Genomic DNA, 15,592 nt, shown 5'->3' with positions numbered 1-15,592 from the left:
TGTCGTCCGGGTGAGGGCGGCATGATGGACCGGTGACTGATTCGACGACCGTGGCCCGGGCGGTCGTGCGCCTGCTGATCGACGGCGGGGTGCGCGACGTCGTGGTGTGCCCCGGCTCCCGCAGCGCCCCGCTGGCCTACGCGCTGGCCGAGGTGGCGGTCGCGCCCGACGAGGACGAGGGTCCTGCCGGCCGGCTGCGGCTGCACGTGCGGATCGACGAACGCTCCGCCGGCTTCACCGCTCTGGGCCTGGCCCGCGGCACCGGCGTCCCGGCAGCCGTCGTCACCACGAGCGGCACCGCCGTCGGCAACCTGATGCCCGCGGTCATGGAGGCCAACCACAGCGCGGTGCCGCTGCTCGTCATCAGCGCCGACCGACCCGAGGAACTGCGCGGCACCGGCGCCAACCAGACCACCCGGCAGGCCGGCCTCTTCGGGGTCCACGTGCGGGAAGCGGTCGACGTGCCGGCCGACGACATCGACGCGGCGCTGGAGGCGGCGAGCCGGGTGCTGGCCGCCGCGCAGGGGCTGTTGCCGGGATCCTCCACCCCAGCCGCGACGGCGCCCGGGCCGGTCCAGCTCAACCTGGCCTTCCGGGACCCGCTGGTGCCGGCGGGCGATCCGGCGGTCGACGGTGACGTCGCTGCCTCGGACTCGTCCTCGACCGACGCCGGATCCGTGTCCGGTTCGGGCGACGAATCCACCCCCGTGAGCCACGCGGCCCGCTCCGCCGCCGCCACGACACCTCATCGCACCGTCGTCGTCGCCGGGGACGGCGCCGGGCCCGAGGCCGCCCGCTTCGCCGCCGACCTCGGCCTGCCGCTGCTCGCGGAGCCCTCCTCGAACGCCCGGCACGGGGCCACGTCCGTCGCCGCCTACCGGCTGCTGCTGCCGCACTTGTTCGAACGGGTCGAACGGGCGGTGCTGTTCGGGCGGCCGACGCTCAGCCGGCCGGTCGCCGCGCTGCTCAGCCGTCCCGAGATCGAGACCGCCCTGTATGCGCCGACGCCGGTCGCCTGGTTCGACCCGGGCCGCCGCCGGGAACGGGTCATCACCGACCTCGCCGAGCTGGCCGCCTTCGCCGGCAGCGGACCGGATGGCTGGGCGGCCGAGTGGACCGGCCTCGGTGCCCGCCTGGCCACGCGACTGACCGCCCTCGCCGAGGCCGACGCGCGCGAGGGCCACGGGCTCAACGGCCCGCTGCTGGCCGCGCACCTGTGGGCCGCCACCGACGGCATCCTCGTGGCCGGATCGTCCAACCCCATCCGGGACCTCGACCTGGCGGCCCCCGTGGACGGTCCCGGGCCGCTGCGGGTGATCGCCAACCGTGGGGTCGCGGGCATCGACGGCACCATCTCGACGGCGTCCGGCGTCGCGCTCGGTACCGGCCGACCCGTGCGGGTACTGCTCGGGGACGTCACCTACCTCCATGACGCCACCGGCTGGTACCTCGGAGCAGGGGAGCGGGAGCCAGACCTGCAGGCGGTGGTGCTCAACGACGCCGGGGGAGCGATCTTCGGGCTGCTCGAGCACGGCCGCGTCGCCCGGCGACCCGGCTGGACGAGCGCCGTCGAGCGGCTCTTCGGCACGCCCCAGCAGGTCGACCTGGCCGCCCTCGCCGCCGCCTACGGGGTCCGGCACCAGCGCGTCGCGGACCTCGACGCGCTCGACGACGCCCTCGCGGCGCCGATCCGTGGCCGCAGCCTGATCGAGGTGGTCGCCGACCGGAGCCGCCTGGCGGAGCTGCACGCGTCGTTCACCGCGGCGGCCGCCGACATCGCCGCCGGGCGCTGACCGGCCGTTCCGCACCGACCCCGGACAGCGACATGCCGCGTTGCTCGTCGACTGCCGCGACCAACGGGGCAATCGCCGACCAACGCGGCATTCGAGGGTGAAGCCGGGCCGTCAGGTCACAGCACCTTGGAGAGGAACTCCTGGGTGCGCGGGTTCTGCGGGTTGCCGAGCACCTCGCGCGGGTGACCGGACTCGACGACGGCGCCCTGGTCCATGAACACCAGGGTGTCGCCGACCTCGCGCGCGAATCCCATCTCGTGGGTGACGACCATCATCGTCATGCCCGAACGGGCCAGGTCCTTCATCACCTCGAGCACGTCGCCGACGAGTTCGGGGTCGAGCGCCGAGGTGGGCTCGTCGAACAGCATCAGCTCCGGCTCCATGGCCAGGGCCCGGGCGATCGCCACGCGCTGCTGCTGACCGCCGGAGAGCTGCGACGGGTAGTGCCCTGAGCGTTCGCCCAGGCCGACCCGTTCCAGCAGCTCGTGCGCCCGCCTCGTCGCCTCGGCCTTCTTGACGCCCTTGACCTGCATGGGCGCTTCCATCACGTTCTGCAGCGCCGTCATGTGGGGGAACAGGTTGAACCGCTGGAACACCATGCCGACCTCGCGGCGCTGGGCCGCGATCTGCCGGGGCGTGAGGTCGTGCAGCCGGCCGTCCTGCTCGCGGTAGCCGATCAGCTCGTCGCCGATGTAGATGCGCCCGGCGCTGATGGTCTCGAGCTGGTTGACGCAGCGCAGCACCGTGGACTTGCCGGAACCGGAGGGCCCGACGACGACGCACACCTCGCCGCGGCCGACGGTCAGGTCGATGCCGCGCAGCACGTGGTGGTCGCCGAAGAACTTGTGCAGCCCCTCGATCTTCACGAGTGGCTCGGTGCCGCGCTCCGTCGTCGTGGTGGCGCTGGTGGTCTCGCTGGTCATCGTCCGTCGCCTCCTGCGCCGCGGTTGCCGGGGAGGTCGCCCTCGCCCGTCAGCGCCCGCGCGTCGGTGGTGTCCGCGCCGTCCGCGGGCGCGTGGTGGGCCGCCGGCGTCACCTTCACCGGCGCCGGGGAATCCGCGTCCACACCCCGCCCGAAGTGCCGCTCGATGTAGTACTGGCCGACCATGAGGACGCTCGTGATGAGCAGGTACCACAGGGCCGCGACGATGAGCAGCGGGATGGGCAGGTAGATGCGGTTGGCGATGGCGTTGGTGGAGAAGGTCAGGTCCAGGGTGAACGGGACCGCCAGCACGAGCGACGTCGTCTTGAGCATGCCGATGGTCTCGTTGCCCGTGGGCGGGACGATGACGCGCATGGCCTGGGGGAGCACGATGCGCCGCATGATCACGGATTTGCGCATGCCCAGGGCCTCGGCCGCTTCCTCCTGGCCTCCGTCCACGGACTTCAGGCCGGCACGGAAGATCTCCGCCAGGTAGGCCGACTCGTTCAGGGCCAGGCCGATGGTGGCCGGCCAGAAGTAGTTGCCCACCAGGTCCGAGGTGTTGATCTCGAACAGGGAGGGTCCGAACGGAACGCCCAGCGCGATCACCGGGTACAAGGTGGCGACGAGACCCCAGAACACCAGCTGGGTGTACACGGGGGTGCCGCGGAAGAACCACACCCACACCCAGCTGACCGCGCGGAACAGGGGATTGTCCGACTGCCGCATCAAAGCCAGGGTGATCGCCAGCACGATGGCGATGACCATCGACAGGACGGTCAGGAGCAGGGTCCAGCCGACGCCGGCGATCACCCGGGTGTCGAGCATGTACTTGGCGACGACGTCCCAGCGGTAGTTCTGGTTCGTCACCAGGCTCTGCGCCAGCAGAGCCACGAGCACGAGGAGCACCGCCGCGCCCACCCAGCGCCAGGGGTGCCGGACGGGGACGGCGTTGATCAGGTCCGGCCGGGCGCTGCCGCCGGTCCCGGGGTCCTTGCGGGTGGTGACGCCGTGGCTCACGACTGCGCCGGGTTCAGCTCTGACGTCTTGATGGCGCCATCGGTGTTGCCCCAGGCCGCGAGGATCTTGGTGTAGGTGCCGTCGTCGATGAGCTTCTGCATCGTCTTCTGCATCAGGGCCGCCAGGGCGGTGTCCTTCTTGGCCACGGTGATCGCCTGCGGGGCGGCGTCGTAGACGTCGCCGAGCTTCTCGATCTGCCCGTTGGTCTGGGTGATCGCGTAGTTGGTGATCGGGGAGTCCGCGGCCATGGCGTCGATGCTGCCGTTGACCAGGCGGGTGGTGACGTCCGTCTGGTTCTTCAGGGAGACGACGGTGATCTCGCCCTTGCCGGCCGACTTGCACTTGGCGTTGCGGTCGGTCAGGTCCGGGGTCTCCTGGACGGTGCCGGTCTGGACGCCGACGGTCTTGCCGCAGATGTCGTCGATCGAGACGCCCTTGGGGTTGCCCTTCTTGACCGCCCACTGGGTGCCGGCCTTGAAGTAGGACACCATGTTGACGGCCTTCAGGCGGTCGGCGTTGACCGTGAAGGAGGAGATGCCCACGTCGTACTTGGTGCCGAGGCCCGGCAGGATCGAGGGGAACTCGGCGGTCTGGACGGTGGCCTTCAGGCCGAGGGTCGCGGCGATCGCCTTGGCCAGGTCCACGTCGTAGCCCTGCGCGGTCTGGCCGTCGGCCTTGAGGAACTCGGCCGGGGCGTAGGAGGTGTCGGAGCCCACGGTCAGGGTGCCCTTGGACTTGAGCGCAGCGGGCACCTGGCCGGCGAGGGCGTCGTCCTTGGAGACCGAGGTCGGGTCGAAGCTGGCGGCGGCGGAACCCGAGGCGTTGGTGGCCGGGCTGGACGTCGTGTCCGAGTTGGTGCAGCCGGTGACGGCGCCGAGGACCGTGAGGACCAGGGCAGAAGCGAGCAGTCGTGAGCGCAAAGCGTCCTCCTGTGAACGGGCAGGCAACGGTGCGGCAACGGCCCACTGCCGCTGCGCATGCTGTGACGAGTATGCACCACCTGATGTGTCCACGTTGTTTCGCGCGCCGGGACGTCCAGATCGAGATGACGGTCGATGCCAGGGGGAAATCGAGGTCCAGGCCGAGGCGACGTCACGGGAACGCGCCGGCGGACGGATCTCAGAAAGGCGGGTCGTCGGGATCGCTCCGGTATCGCCGGCCGGTGGGTGAAACCCAGAACACCGGCGGGGACGCCGGGTGGGTCGGCACTGATCCCGACCCGGCGTTCGTCGCCTCGGGTGGACCGGTGACCTGCCAGCCGGAATGGTGCTTGAGCACGTGATGTCGACGGCACAGGTGTTCCAGGTTGTTCTCGTCGGTGTCGCCCCCGTCGGCCCAGGCGACCCGGTGGTCCAGATCGCAGCGCAGGACGTCACGGCGGCATCCCGGGAACCGGCAGGTCCCGTCCCGCACCTGCAGGCGGCGACGCAGTTCGGCCGGGATGCGGTACTGCCGGCCCGCGCTGACCAGCCGGGTCCCGGTCGGCGACGCGTCGTCGTCGACGGTGACCCCGAGCGTGAACGATGCCGCCGTCGCGGCGAGTTGCCGCGCGTCCTCGACGGCGATGACTCCGAACGGTCCGAACACCGCCGGGCCGTCGCCCCCGATCAGGACGGACGCGGGCATGGTCAGGACGAGCGACGGCCGCGGACCGATCGGACCGACCGGTTCACCAGCGTCCTCGGGCGCGTGAGGGGTGGCGTTCTCGACGGCGTCGGCACCAGCGGGACGAACAGGTGCGTGCATGACCAGGTCGGTCAGCACGTCCGCGCGCGCCTGACCCACGGTCCGTTCCTCCGCGTCGTGGCCCGAACCGAGGCCCGGGCTTGGGTCCGAACCCGCGGCGAGCTGCGGTCCCAGTGCGGCCCGGGCCAGGGTGGTCAGGTGATGGTCGATGGCGTGGGCGTCGGTTGCCGGCAACCATGCCGAGAGGCGTGCCATGCCGTCCTGCCCCGGCCCCACCCGAACACAGCGGTCGGACCGAGCCACATCGTGACGCTGCTGTCGCGACACGGGGTGGAAACGCTCCCGGAGGCGGCGGGCTCGCGCTCCCACCTCGCCCGTCGCGGCACCCGCACGGGCCACGTCGAGGAGGAACCGTTCGGTCTGCTCGACGGCGGTCCGCACGCGAGCGTCGGTCTCCGCGTCGGGGATCGGCACCGTGGTGTACTCCCGGGCGAGGTCGACGATGACGCGGGCGGCGGCACCGGTGATGGCGCCGGCGGCCAGGGCCGCGGCCGTGTCCGGCAGCGAGGCGCCGAGCAGTTCGCCGTTCGATACCAGCGTCTGCGCCGCGGACTCGCCGATCCGGAGTGCGCAGGCGATCTCCGCGATCGCGCTTCGTTCGGCGACCGCCGCCCGCTCGGCACGACCGAGCCCGACTCCCGTCGCGTCCGTGTGTCTGAGGCCCGGCTGAGCGTCGTCCCAGGTGGGATCGGCGGCCATCCACGCGGCGTGATCGTCCACGGCGGACCGGAACGCGTCGCGAGCGAGGGCATACTTGCGGGCGGCCAGCCAGGACTCGAGCCGTCGCACGTCCTCGAGGGCTTCCACGAGCGTGTCGGTCGCGTCGGCGTCGTCGGCGGACGACGCCCCACGGATCCGGCGCAGCATCGCGGCCGCGTCCATCGGAGGGTGCGTGGCCCCCGTGACGGCCGGGGACGCCCCTGTCCCGTCGGCGTGGTCGCATCCGCCGACGTCCTCGAGCGTGAACAGCTCCTCCATGACACGAGTCAACCCGCCGCCACCGACAGAACTCGTCGGAGTGAACGAAGTCGTGGAGGGAGTTCGACGGACCGGCCCGGTTAGAGGCCCGGGCATGACGCCCCCTGCACCGAGCTCGAGGGAAACGTCCCCTAGTTGTATGAGGGCTGGACGTTGGTGACGCCGTCTCGAAGTCGATATGCTGCTGGCCGACCACCGGCTCCGCTGTGTGGGCGGTGGTAGTTGTCGTGGATGATCCAGACGCCGATCGCGGAAGTGCGGGCGTCCTCGCTCGTGAACTCGCGGCGTAGAGCAGTTCCTCGGCCACAATTCGCTGGTAGCGCTCTACGTTGCCGTTGTGGCGTGGGGTGTACGGCTTCGTCTTCTGATGGCGAGTGCGTTGTCCGACGATTCGAGCGAAGTCACCAGATCGGTAGCAGGCCCCGTTGTCGGTGACGATCCGGTGGATGTGCGTGATGCCGTGTCCCGCGCGCATGCCCACGAGATCCCCATCTCTGCAGCCACGTGGGCGGTAGGACGCGCCTTGCGGCGCTCGACCAGTCGACGGCGTCGTCCCTCGATGCTGAGCGGGGCGTTGGCGTGACTCATGCGTCCAGCGCGTAGGAGCGCTCGATGAGGTCGGTCATCGCCTGCTGGAAGTCGCGGTGCTTCTTGTCGCTCCATCCTCTCGTCAGCTCAGCGAACACGTCGTCCTGCCAGCGATGTGCGTGGTCCAGCATCGACCGGCCCGCTGCGGTGAGTGATGCTTCGCGCCGTCGGCCGTCAGTCGCGGACGACGCCATGACGAGGTAACCGGCGACGGCGGCGCTCTTGATCAACCGAGATGCGCCGCTCTGGTCGATTCCGATCTCCTGAGCGATCGAGTTCACCGTTGTCGGGATGGCGCGCAGATTCAAGGCATGGACGGCCTCGCAGACGAGCACGAGCCGCCCCTGATCGATGCCCGTGTCTGCTGCGACAGACCGACGTGACCAGTGCCTGACGAATTGAAACAGGACCTGCCCGCGGCCGAGGCCGGTCACTCGGTTGCCGCCATCTCGCGGCAGATGTAGGCCAGCTCAAGAGCGGCCTTGAGGCCCGGCAGCCTGAGAGCAGCCGTCACCTTCCCATCTGCGGCGCGGAAGACTGTCGCTACCCGCGTAGATTCGGCGCTCTCGGGCCAGGTCGCGTCCTCTTCCACCACCATCAGTCGTTCACTGACAGGGTGCCAGGACCGCGGGACCAGCTTGATCCCCGATCGCTCCACCCACTCGGCGAACTGGGCAGGTGTGATCGGACCAGCGCCCTTCGGGCCGAGAACAACGACCGGATCGCCGACCGCTCGCGCAGAACGTTGCAGGTCCGCGGCATTGACGCTCGCGTGCCACTCGTTGATCGCTTCTTCAAGGTTTGGTTCCATGACCACAACTCTATGCGATACGCATACACCTGTACGTGGGTGGCGGCGACATCAACCTCCCGCCCTGCAACACCTAGTGCGCCTGCACCCCGAGCGCCTGCAGCATCGGGCGGAATTTCGCCCAGGTCTCCCGTAGTTCCGCCGCGGGGTCCGACGCCTCGACGATCCCGCAGCCGGCGTACAGGCGCGCCGTCGTCGGGGACTCCAGCACCGCCCCGCGCAGGGCGATGCCCCACTCGCCGTTGCCCGTCGAGTCGACCCACCCGACCGGGCCCGCGTAGGGGCCGCGATCGAGATGCTCGAGCTCGCTGATCAGGTCCGCGGCCGTCGCCGTCGGCGTCCCGCACACCGCCGCCGTCGGGTGCAGCGCCTCCGCCAGCGCGAGCGCTCCCGGGGTGCGGTGCTTGCCGGTGGGGGAGGGTGCGTCGTTCAGGACGGCGGTGACGTCCGAGGCCAGGTGCCACACGTTGGGCAGTTCGAGCACGAACGGCTCGCTCGAGACCGTCATCGTGTCGGTGTAGCTGGTGAGCCGGTCCAGCAGGGAGTTGATGGCGAACTCGTGCTCCTGACGCTGCTTCGTCGACCCCCACAGCACCCGCTGCGCGTAGTCGGGGTCGTCCGCCGGGGCACTCGCCCGGTCCAGCGTGCCCGCGAGCACCCGGGCGCGGGCGACGTTGTCCTCGACCTTGATCAGCATCTCCGGCGTCGAGCCGATGAGCCCCTCCACCGAGTACGTCCAGCAGTCCCGGTAGCGGTGCGCGAGGTCGGAGAGCACGGCCGCCGGCTCCACCGCGGTGTCCAGGTCGACGACGACGTCGCGCGCGAGCACCAGCTTGTGCAGCTCGCCCGCGCTGATCCGCCGGACCCCGGCCGCGACCGCGTCCATCCACTGGTCCCCGCTCAGCGACCCGTCCCGCACCCGGCCGCCGCTCGGAACGTCGGGTCGCCCCGGCGGTGAGTCGAGCAGCGCCTCGAACGCGGCGAGGGCGGTCGCGGCGGTGGGGGGATGCTCGTCCACGCTCTGCTGCGTGAGCCAGGTACGCCCGTCGTCCGCGGTGCCGATCACGAGCGCGGGCACGACGAGCCGGGACTCGAAGGCCGAGTCGTCGGCGAAAGCGAAGGATCCGAAGGCGAGGGGACCGGTGCCCGGGCCGCCCACCGTGTTCTCCCGCCGGGCCGTCGCGCTGACCCGGCGCCACCACTGGCGGGCCCGGGTGAACCGCTCCGTGCCGGACGCCTCGAAGCGGGCGGCGGTGCCGATGCCGACGAGGCCGTTCTCGCGCCGCAGCCACACCGCGGGAAGGCCCGACCGCCGGGTCGCCTCGACCAGTCCCACAAGGCCGCCCGGCAGGCGTGCCGGGTCGAGGGGGACGGTGACGGTCGAGAGGAGGGGAGCGGGGATCTCGGTGTCGGCCGGGGAAGGGTCCCCGGCCACCCGCGAGGAAACGGAGGCCATGGTGCCCTCAATCTACTCGGCCGGTCCGCGGTATCCCGTCCGGCGGCCGGGCCGTCCGCTGCCGGCGAAGAGGTGGGCGCTCGCCGGTCGCCGCCCGCTCGGCATGCCAGAATGAACGCGTGAATCGCGCGTCCCTGGAGAAGGATCCCGACGACGTCGCCCGGATGTTCGACGACGTCGCACCCCGCTACGACCTCGTGAACGACGTCCTGTCGGCCGGCCAGGTGCGGTACTGGCGCCGCATCGTCGTCGACGCCGTCGGCGCGCGCCGCGGCCAGCGCGTCCTCGACCTGGCCGCCGGGACCGGCACCTCGTCCGAGCCCTACGCCGACGCCGGCGTGGACGTCGTCGCCGCCGATTTCTCCGCGGGCATGCTCGAGGTCGGCCGCCGTCGCCGCCCCGACATCACCTTCGTCCAGGCCGACGCGATGGCCCTGCCCTTCGGCGACGACGAGTTCGACGCCACGACCATCTCCTACGGGCTGCGCAACATCCACGACCCGAAGCAGGCCCTGCGCGAGATGCTGCGGGTGACGAAGCCCGGCGGCAAGCTCGTGATCGCCGAGTTCTCCCGTCCGACGTTCGCGCCGTTCCGCACCGTCTACACCGAGTACCTGATGCGGGCCATCCCGCCGATCGCCCGCGCGGTCTCCTCGAACCCCGACTCCTACGTCTACCTGGCCGAATCGATCCGCGCCTGGCCGGACCAGGACGAACTGGCCGCCTGGCTCACCGAGGCCGGCTGGACCGACGTGAAGTACCGCGATCTGACCGGCGGCATCGTCGCCGTGCACCGGGCCACCAGGCCTGCGGCGAAGAACAGCACACTCGCGTCGTGACCGTCGTCATCGTCGGGGCGGGTCCCGCCGGCTCCACCGCCGCCTGGCACCTGGCCCGCGCCGGCGTTCGGACCGTCGTGCTCGAGAAGACCCACTTCCCCCGGGAGAAGGTCTGTGGTGACGGGCTGACGCCGCGCGCCGTCCGCGAGATGCAGCGCATCGGGCTGCCCCACGAGGTCGACGCCGGGTGGCGCCGGATGAAGGGGCTCCGCCTGATCGCCGCGGGCCGCACCGTCGAGGTCCCGTGGCCCGAGCTGACCGACTTCCCCGACTACGGGCTCGTGCGCACCCGGCTCGGCTTCGACGAGGCCCTCGCCCGGCACGCCGAGGCGGCGGGCGCCACCGTGCTGACCGGCCACAACGTGCTCGGGGCCGTGCGCGACGACGGCGGCCGGGTGATCGGGGTGCGGGCCGCCGTGCTCGACGCCGACGGCCGCCGCACCGGTGAGGAGCGGACGTTCGACGCCGACGTCGTGCTCGCCGCCGACGGCAACTCCGCGCGCACCGCCCTCTCGATCGGCATCGAACGCCGCGAGGACCGCCCGCTCGGCGTCGCCGTCCGCACCTACTACACGTCGCCCCGTCACGAGGACGACTGGATGGAGGGCTGGCTGCAGCTGCCCGACGCCTCCGGCCGCCCGCTACCCGGGTACGGCTGGATCTTCGGCGTCGGCGACGGCACCTCCAACGTGGGGCTCGGCATCCTCAACTCATCGAAGCAGTTCGGGCGGATCGACTACCGGCGGGTGCTGCGGGACTGGACCGCCGCGATGCCCGCCGAGTGGGGCTACCGGCCCGAGAACCAGGTGGGCCCGATCCGCGGCGCCGCCCTGCCCATGGGCTTCAACCGGACGCCGCACGCGGTGCCGGGCATGCTGCTGCTCGGCGACGCCGGCGGGATGGTCTCCCCGTTCAACGGCGAGGGCATCTCGTATGCGATGGAGTCCGCGCGCTTCGCCGCCGAGCGGATCGTCGACGCACTCGCCGCAACCGACGCCGCCCGCCGGGACGCCGCCCTGGCCGCCTACCCGGACGTCGTGCGCGGCGAATGGGGCTCCCACTTCCAGCTCGGCGCTCTCTTCGCCCGGCTCATCGGGCACCCGCAGGTGATGAACGCGGCCCTGCGCACCGGCATGAGCGCCCCGCCCCTGCTGCGCCTCGTCGTGCGGATGCTCGCCAACCTCACCGACCACCCCGGTGGGCTCGAGGACCGGGCCATCCACCTGCTCGAGCGCCTCACGCCCCCGGCGAGCAACCAGCTGACCGGCCGGCCGAGCAGCCGGGCCGCCGGTCACGGAGCCGCCGGTCGTCCGGCGTCGCCGTCGCGGAAAGCTAGGGTTGACGCGTGAACGAAACCTCGAACGCCGAGACGATCCCGGCCGGAGGGTCGGCGAGCCGTGCGCCCGGTGGGTCCGGGTCGGGCCGACTGCCCACGGCCGGGATGGTGCTGCCCGCCGCGTTCTCCCTCGTCGCCGAGCACGCCGATCTGGGCCCCGCCGTCGTCGCCTCGCTCGGGCGCGTCGAGGAGCGCCTGCGCACCTCCATCGCGCACGCGGACCCGCTCGCGGACACCATCAGCCGGCACCTGTTCGACGCCGGCGGCAAGCGCATCCGCCCGCTGCTGACGATCCTCGCCGCGCACCTGGGCGACCCGGACCGGCCCGAGGTGGAGCAGGCGGCGGTGGTCGTCGAGATGACCCACCTGGCCACGCTGTACCACGACGACGTCATGGACTCGGCCCAGTTCCGCCGCGGAGCGCCGTCCGCCCACCAGATCTGGGGCAACTCGGTGGCCATCCTCGCCGGGGACCTGCTCTTCGCGCGGGCCTCCCGGCTCGTCTCCGACCTCGGCGGCCGGGCGCTCGCGATCCAGGCCAGCACCTTCGAGCGGCTCTGCCTCGGCCAGCTGCACGAGACGGTCGGCCCCGCCGAGGGCGAGGACCCCGTCGCCCACTACCTCTCGGTGATCGCCGACAAGACCGGCTCCCTCGTGGCGGCGAGCGGCCAGCTCGGCGCCATCTTCTCGGGCGCGGACGAGACGTACGTCGAGACCATGGTCAGCTACGGCGAGAAGATCGGCGTCGCGTTCCAGCTGGCCGACGACGTCATCGACGTCACCGGCGCCCGCGCCGTCTCGGGCAAGACCCCGGGCACCGACCTGCGCGAGCATGTGCCGACCCTGCCCGTCCTGCTGCTGCGCCGTGCGGCGGCCGACGGGGACCCCTCCGCGGCCCGCGTGCTCGAGCTGGTCGACGGCGACCTCGGCTCCGACGAGGCGCTGCGCACCGCCGTCGCGGCCGTCGCCGAGCACCCCGCCACCGAGGAGTCCTGGACCGTGGCCCGCCGCTGGGCCGACGACGCCGTGGACGCCCTCGACCCGCTGCCCGACGGTGTGGTCAAGGACGCGCTGGTCGGCTTCGCCCGCGCCGTCGTGGACCGCTCCGCCTGAGCCGGAGCTTCCCCGCTGCGGGCACCGCTATTCGACGACGCTGCGGCTGGCCAGCGGGATGCCCCACCGCAGCCGCCGCCCGGCCACCCGCAGGCCGAACACGAACACGATGATCGGCACGGTCGTCAACGGGTGCAGCACGCCGAGCGACGCCGCGATCGCGGTCAGCGTCGCCCCGATGAACGCCGGGATCGCGTAGAACTCGCGCTGGTCGAACAGCGCTGGGGTGAGGTTGGCGATCACGTCCCGCAGGATGCCGCCGCCCACCGCCGTCGTCACCCCGAGCAGGGCGGCCGCCACCGGATGGGCGTGCGCGGCGAGGGCCAGCAGCGTGCCGGAGACGCAGAACAGGGCCAGGCCCGCCGCGTCGAACGCCACGAGCAACCGGTTGAACCGCTGCACGGACGCCGAGATGAAGTACACGGTCACCACCGCCAGCACCGGGGGAGCGAGGTAGAGCGGCTGGGAGAACGCGACCGGCGGCCCGGCGTTGAGCACCAGGTCCCGCACGACGCCGCCCCCGAGGCCGGTCACCGACGCGAGCAGGAGCGAACCGACGAGGTCGAACCGCTGCCGGGCCGCCAGCAGGGAGCCGGACACGGCGAAGAAGTAGACCCCGACGAGGTCCAGGATCAGCAGCGTCACCGAGGCATTCACGGCCCCCAAGTCTAGAGGGCCGTTGCGCCCGCGGAGGCCCTCTGCTTGGCTGGACGGACCGAGTCCGTCCGGGAGGAGATCCCATGTCCAGTACCCAGCCCGACGACGACCAGGGCCGCACGCACGGCGAGGCCGCGGCCGAGGGAGACGAGCAGACCCAGCCGGTGGAGCCTCGCGAGCACGCGGAGGAGGCCGCCGAGGGCGAGGACGACGGCGGATCCTGACCCATGAAGAGCCGAGTGAACGTCGTGACCCTCGCGGTCGCGGACCTGCAGCGCGCCGTCACCTTCTACCGCGACGGGCTCGGCCTGCCCACCCAGGGCATCATCGGCTCCGAGTTCCCGTCGACGCCCGACGACCCGGGCGGAGAGACCGCCATGTTCCACCTCGACGGCGGCCTGATCCTCTCGCTCTACCCCGCCTCGGAGATGGCCAAGGACGCCGGGTTGGACGCCGACGCGATCGGCGGCACGGGCGTCGCGCTCGGCCACATCGTGTCGACGCGGGACGAGGTCGACGCCGTGCTCCGCGAGGCCGAACTGGCCGGCGCCACGGTGCTCGGCGTCGCCCACGAGCGGCCCTGGGGTGTGTACTCCGGCTACTTCCGCGACCTCGACCGGCACCTGTGGGAGGTCGTCCACTTCCTGCCCGGTCGCGGTCCCGACGCCGGTGACTGAGTTCTCCTTCCCACCACAGCCATGTGTCCTTGCGCACGTCACCCTGGTCGGCGTCGAATAGGAAACTAGAATGGTGTGGATTTGAAGGAGACTGATTCGATCGTGCTCGACCACAGCCAGAACGGCACCGCCGCGGCCGACCAGACCGTCGCCGCCCCCGCGACCTCCACGGACCCCGCCGGCGCTTCACCTCGCGTCCTGCGAGTCGCCGTCGTCGGAGCCGGCCCCGCCGGCGTCTACGCCGCGGATCTGCTCACCAAGTCCGAGGAGGTCAAGAGCGGCGCGCTGACGCTGAGCATCGACCTGTTCGACCGGTACCCGGCCCCGTTCGGCCTCATCCGGTACGGCGTCGCCCCGGACCACCCGCGCATCAAGGGCATCATCGCCGCCCTCCACAAGGTGCTCGACCGCGGCGACATCCGCTTCTTCGGCAACGTCAACGTCGGCACCGACATCACGCTCGCCGAGCTGCGCGCGCACTACGACGCCGTGATCTTCGCGACCGGCGCCATCAAGGACGCGGACCTGAACATCCCCGGCGTCGAGCTGGAGGGCTCCTACGGGGCGGCCGACTTCGTCTCCTGGTACGACGGCCACCCCGACGTGGACCGCGACTGGCCGCTGGAGGCGAAGGAGATCGCCGTCATCGGCAACGGCAACGTCGCCCTCGACGTCGCCCGCGTGCTCTCGAAGCAGCCGGACGACCTGCTGACCACCGAGATCCCGGACAACGTGTACCAGGCGCTCAAGCGCTCGCCGGCCACGGACGTGCACATCTTCGGCCGCCGCGGCCCCGCGCAGATCAAGTTCACGCCGCTCGAGCTGCGCGAACTCTCCCAGTCGCCCGACGTCGACATCGTGCTCTACCCCGAGGACTTCGAGTTCGACGAGGAGTCCGAGCGGCAGATGCAGACGAACAACCAGACCAAGACCATGATGGGCACGCTCACCAACTGGATCGCCGCCCAGCCGGACGACCTGTCCGAACTGACCGGCAAGCGCCGCCTGCACCTGCACTTCCTGCACAACCCGGTGGAGATCCTCGACTCCGCGGACACGCCCGGCCACGTCGCCGCGATGCGGTTCGAGCGGACCGAGCTGGACGGAACCGGCGGCGTCCGCGGCACCGGCGAGACGGTCGAGTACCCCGTCCAGGCCGTCTACCGGGCCATCGGCTACTTCGGCTCGGCGCTGCCCGACCTGGACTTCGACCACCGCCGCGGCGTGCTGCCCAACGACGGCGGCCACGTGCTCGACGCCGACGGCAACCCCGTGCCGGGCGTCTACGCCACCGGCTGGATCAAGCGCGGCCCGGTCGGGCTGATCGGGCACACCAAGGGCGACGCCCTGGAGACCATCGGCATGGTGCTGGCGGACCGCGACGAGCTGGCCGCGCCCGAGCACCCCGCCGAGTCCGCCGTCGTCGAGCTGCTGGACGGCCGCGGCGTCGAATACACGACCTGGGAGGGCTGGCACGCCCTGGACGCGCACGAGCGGGAGCTCGGCGCGACGGCCACGGCGTCCGGCCCGGTCGAGCGGGAGCGCGTCAAGGTCGTCCCGCGCGGCGACATGGTCGACATCAGCCGGGCGATCCGGGACCTCACCGGCGCCTGAACGTCACGCCCCGTCGTCCATGCGGCCGTTTCCCACGCCGAG

The 15,592-nt window shown here is 71.8% G+C and carries 15 protein-coding genes and 2 pseudogenes; 7 read left to right on the top strand and 10 right to left on the bottom strand.

Annotation, left to right across the window (positions count from 1 at the left end):
- Positions 1 to 32: 32 nt before the first annotated feature.
- Positions 33 to 1,793 (top strand): 2-succinyl-5-enolpyruvyl-6-hydroxy-3-cyclohexene-1-carboxylic-acid synthase, encoded by a 1,761-nt coding sequence (gene menD / locus V6N00_RS01735; RefSeq protein WP_334230338.1) that lies wholly within the window; start codon positions 33 to 35, stop codon positions 1,791 to 1,793.
- Between the two features lie 116 nt (positions 1,794 to 1,909).
- Here menD and V6N00_RS01730 read toward each other — a convergent pair whose 3' ends face one another.
- The 9 genes and pseudogenes from V6N00_RS01730 to V6N00_RS01690 form a co-directional block, all read right to left on the bottom strand.
- A complete protein-coding gene (locus V6N00_RS01730; protein ID WP_334230337.1) occupies positions 1,910 to 2,716 on the bottom strand; it encodes an amino acid ABC transporter ATP-binding protein in 807 nt (268 codons plus the stop codon).
- Complete coding sequence (locus V6N00_RS01725) at positions 2,713 to 3,735, bottom strand: amino acid ABC transporter permease (protein WP_334230336.1); 1,023 nt, start codon at positions 3,733 to 3,735, stop codon at positions 2,713 to 2,715. The genes V6N00_RS01730 and V6N00_RS01725 overlap by 4 nt, the downstream gene beginning before the upstream one ends.
- A complete protein-coding gene (locus V6N00_RS01720; protein ID WP_334230335.1) occupies positions 3,732 to 4,655 on the bottom strand; it encodes an ABC transporter substrate-binding protein in 924 nt (307 codons plus the stop codon). Before V6N00_RS01720 ends, V6N00_RS01725 begins: the two co-directional genes overlap by 4 nt.
- A 199-nt stretch (positions 4,656 to 4,854) precedes the next feature.
- Positions 4,855 to 6,459, bottom strand: coding sequence for an HNH endonuclease signature motif containing protein (locus V6N00_RS01715; RefSeq protein WP_334230334.1), 1,605 nt, complete (start codon positions 6,457 to 6,459; stop codon positions 4,855 to 4,857).
- Positions 6,460 to 6,590: 131 nt separating this feature from the next.
- Positions 6,591 to 6,928: pseudogene (locus V6N00_RS01710) on the bottom strand (integrase core domain-containing protein); the annotation flags it as partial.
- Positions 6,928 to 7,047, bottom strand: a pseudogene (locus V6N00_RS01705) (IS481 family transposase); the annotation flags it as partial. The pseudogenes V6N00_RS01710 and V6N00_RS01705, both read right to left, overlap by 1 nt.
- Positions 7,044 to 7,481 (bottom strand): MarR family winged helix-turn-helix transcriptional regulator, encoded by a 438-nt coding sequence (locus V6N00_RS01700; RefSeq protein WP_334230333.1) that lies wholly within the window; start codon positions 7,479 to 7,481, stop codon positions 7,044 to 7,046. The pseudogene V6N00_RS01705 and the gene V6N00_RS01700, both read right to left, overlap by 4 nt.
- The gene (locus tag V6N00_RS01695) at positions 7,478 to 7,858 is read right to left on the bottom strand and encodes a hypothetical protein (RefSeq protein ID WP_334230332.1); all 381 of its coding nucleotides are present in this window, start codon (positions 7,856 to 7,858) and stop codon (positions 7,478 to 7,480) included. Before V6N00_RS01695 ends, V6N00_RS01700 begins: the two co-directional genes overlap by 4 nt.
- Positions 7,859 to 7,931: 73 nt before the next feature.
- A complete protein-coding gene (locus V6N00_RS01690) occupies positions 7,932 to 9,314 on the bottom strand; it encodes an isochorismate synthase (RefSeq protein WP_334230331.1) in 1,383 nt (460 codons plus the stop codon).
- A 119-nt stretch (positions 9,315 to 9,433) separates the two neighbouring features.
- Here V6N00_RS01690 and V6N00_RS01685 point away from each other — a divergent pair, with 119 nt between their 5' ends.
- The 3 genes from V6N00_RS01685 (at position 9,434) to V6N00_RS01675 (ending at position 12,602) form a co-directional block, all read left to right on the top strand.
- Entirely contained in the window at positions 9,434 to 10,153 is a 720-nt protein-coding gene (locus V6N00_RS01685) for a demethylmenaquinone methyltransferase (protein WP_334230330.1), read from the top strand.
- A complete protein-coding gene (locus V6N00_RS01680; RefSeq protein WP_334230329.1) occupies positions 10,150 to 11,502 on the top strand; it encodes a geranylgeranyl reductase family protein in 1,353 nt (450 codons plus the stop codon). Before V6N00_RS01685 ends, V6N00_RS01680 begins: the two co-directional genes overlap by 4 nt.
- Before the next feature lie 92 nt (positions 11,503 to 11,594).
- On the top strand, positions 11,595 to 12,602 hold the full coding sequence (locus V6N00_RS01675; RefSeq protein WP_334230735.1) for a polyprenyl synthetase family protein: 1,008 nt from the start codon (positions 11,595 to 11,597) through the stop codon (positions 12,600 to 12,602).
- A gap of 27 nt (positions 12,603 to 12,629) precedes the next feature.
- On the opposite strand, the gene V6N00_RS01670 is transcribed toward V6N00_RS01675, so the two are convergent.
- Positions 12,630 to 13,259, bottom strand: a complete 630-nt coding sequence (locus V6N00_RS01670; RefSeq protein WP_334230328.1) for a trimeric intracellular cation channel family protein — start codon at positions 13,257 to 13,259, stop codon at positions 12,630 to 12,632.
- Between the two features lie 83 nt (positions 13,260 to 13,342).
- Here V6N00_RS01670 and V6N00_RS01665 point away from each other — a divergent pair, with 83 nt between their 5' ends.
- From V6N00_RS01665 to V6N00_RS01655, 3 genes are all read left to right on the top strand, one after another.
- Positions 13,343 to 13,483: a hypothetical protein gene (locus V6N00_RS01665; protein ID WP_334230327.1), complete on the top strand. Its 141-nt coding sequence runs from the start codon at positions 13,343 to 13,345 to the stop codon at positions 13,481 to 13,483.
- Positions 13,484 to 13,486: 3 nt separating this feature from the next.
- A complete protein-coding gene (locus V6N00_RS01660) occupies positions 13,487 to 13,936 on the top strand; it encodes a VOC family protein (RefSeq protein WP_334230326.1) in 450 nt (149 codons plus the stop codon).
- Between the two features lie 198 nt (positions 13,937 to 14,134).
- The gene (locus tag V6N00_RS01655) at positions 14,135 to 15,550 is read left to right on the top strand and encodes an FAD-dependent oxidoreductase (RefSeq protein WP_334230734.1); all 1,416 of its coding nucleotides are present in this window, start codon (positions 14,135 to 14,137) and stop codon (positions 15,548 to 15,550) included.
- Positions 15,551 to 15,592 lie beyond the last annotated feature (42 nt).

The sequence above is a fragment of the Tersicoccus mangrovi genome (assembly GCF_036881825.1).
In the GTDB taxonomy this organism is placed as follows: Bacteria; Actinomycetota; Actinomycetes; order Actinomycetales; family Micrococcaceae; genus Tersicoccus; species Tersicoccus mangrovi.
Note: the sequence above shows the minus strand (reverse complement) of the source record. Positions and strands in the feature narration are given on the sequence as shown.

What these genes read in the sequence shown, in the direction of transcription:
- V6N00_RS01730 (WP_334230337.1), bottom strand. Translation starts at nt 2,716, where the DNA reads ATGACCAGCGAGACCACCAGCGCCACCACGACGACGGAGCGCGGCACC.
- V6N00_RS01715 (WP_334230334.1), bottom strand. Translation starts at nt 6,459, where the DNA reads ATGGAGGAGCTGTTCACGCTCGAGGACGTCGGCGGATGCGACCACGCC.
- V6N00_RS01695 (WP_334230332.1), bottom strand. Translation starts at nt 7,858, where the DNA reads ATGGAACCAAACCTTGAAGAAGCGATCAACGAGTGGCACGCGAGCGTC.
- V6N00_RS01690 (WP_334230331.1), bottom strand. Translation starts at nt 9,314, where the DNA reads ATGGCCTCCGTTTCCTCGCGGGTGGCCGGGGACCCTTCCCCGGCCGAC.
- V6N00_RS01675 (WP_334230735.1), top strand. Translation starts at nt 11,595, where the DNA reads ATGGTGCTGCCCGCCGCGTTCTCCCTCGTCGCCGAGCACGCCGATCTG.
- V6N00_RS01665 (WP_334230327.1), top strand. Translation starts at nt 13,343, where the DNA reads ATGTCCAGTACCCAGCCCGACGACGACCAGGGCCGCACGCACGGCGAG.
- V6N00_RS01660 (WP_334230326.1), top strand. Translation starts at nt 13,487, where the DNA reads ATGAAGAGCCGAGTGAACGTCGTGACCCTCGCGGTCGCGGACCTGCAG.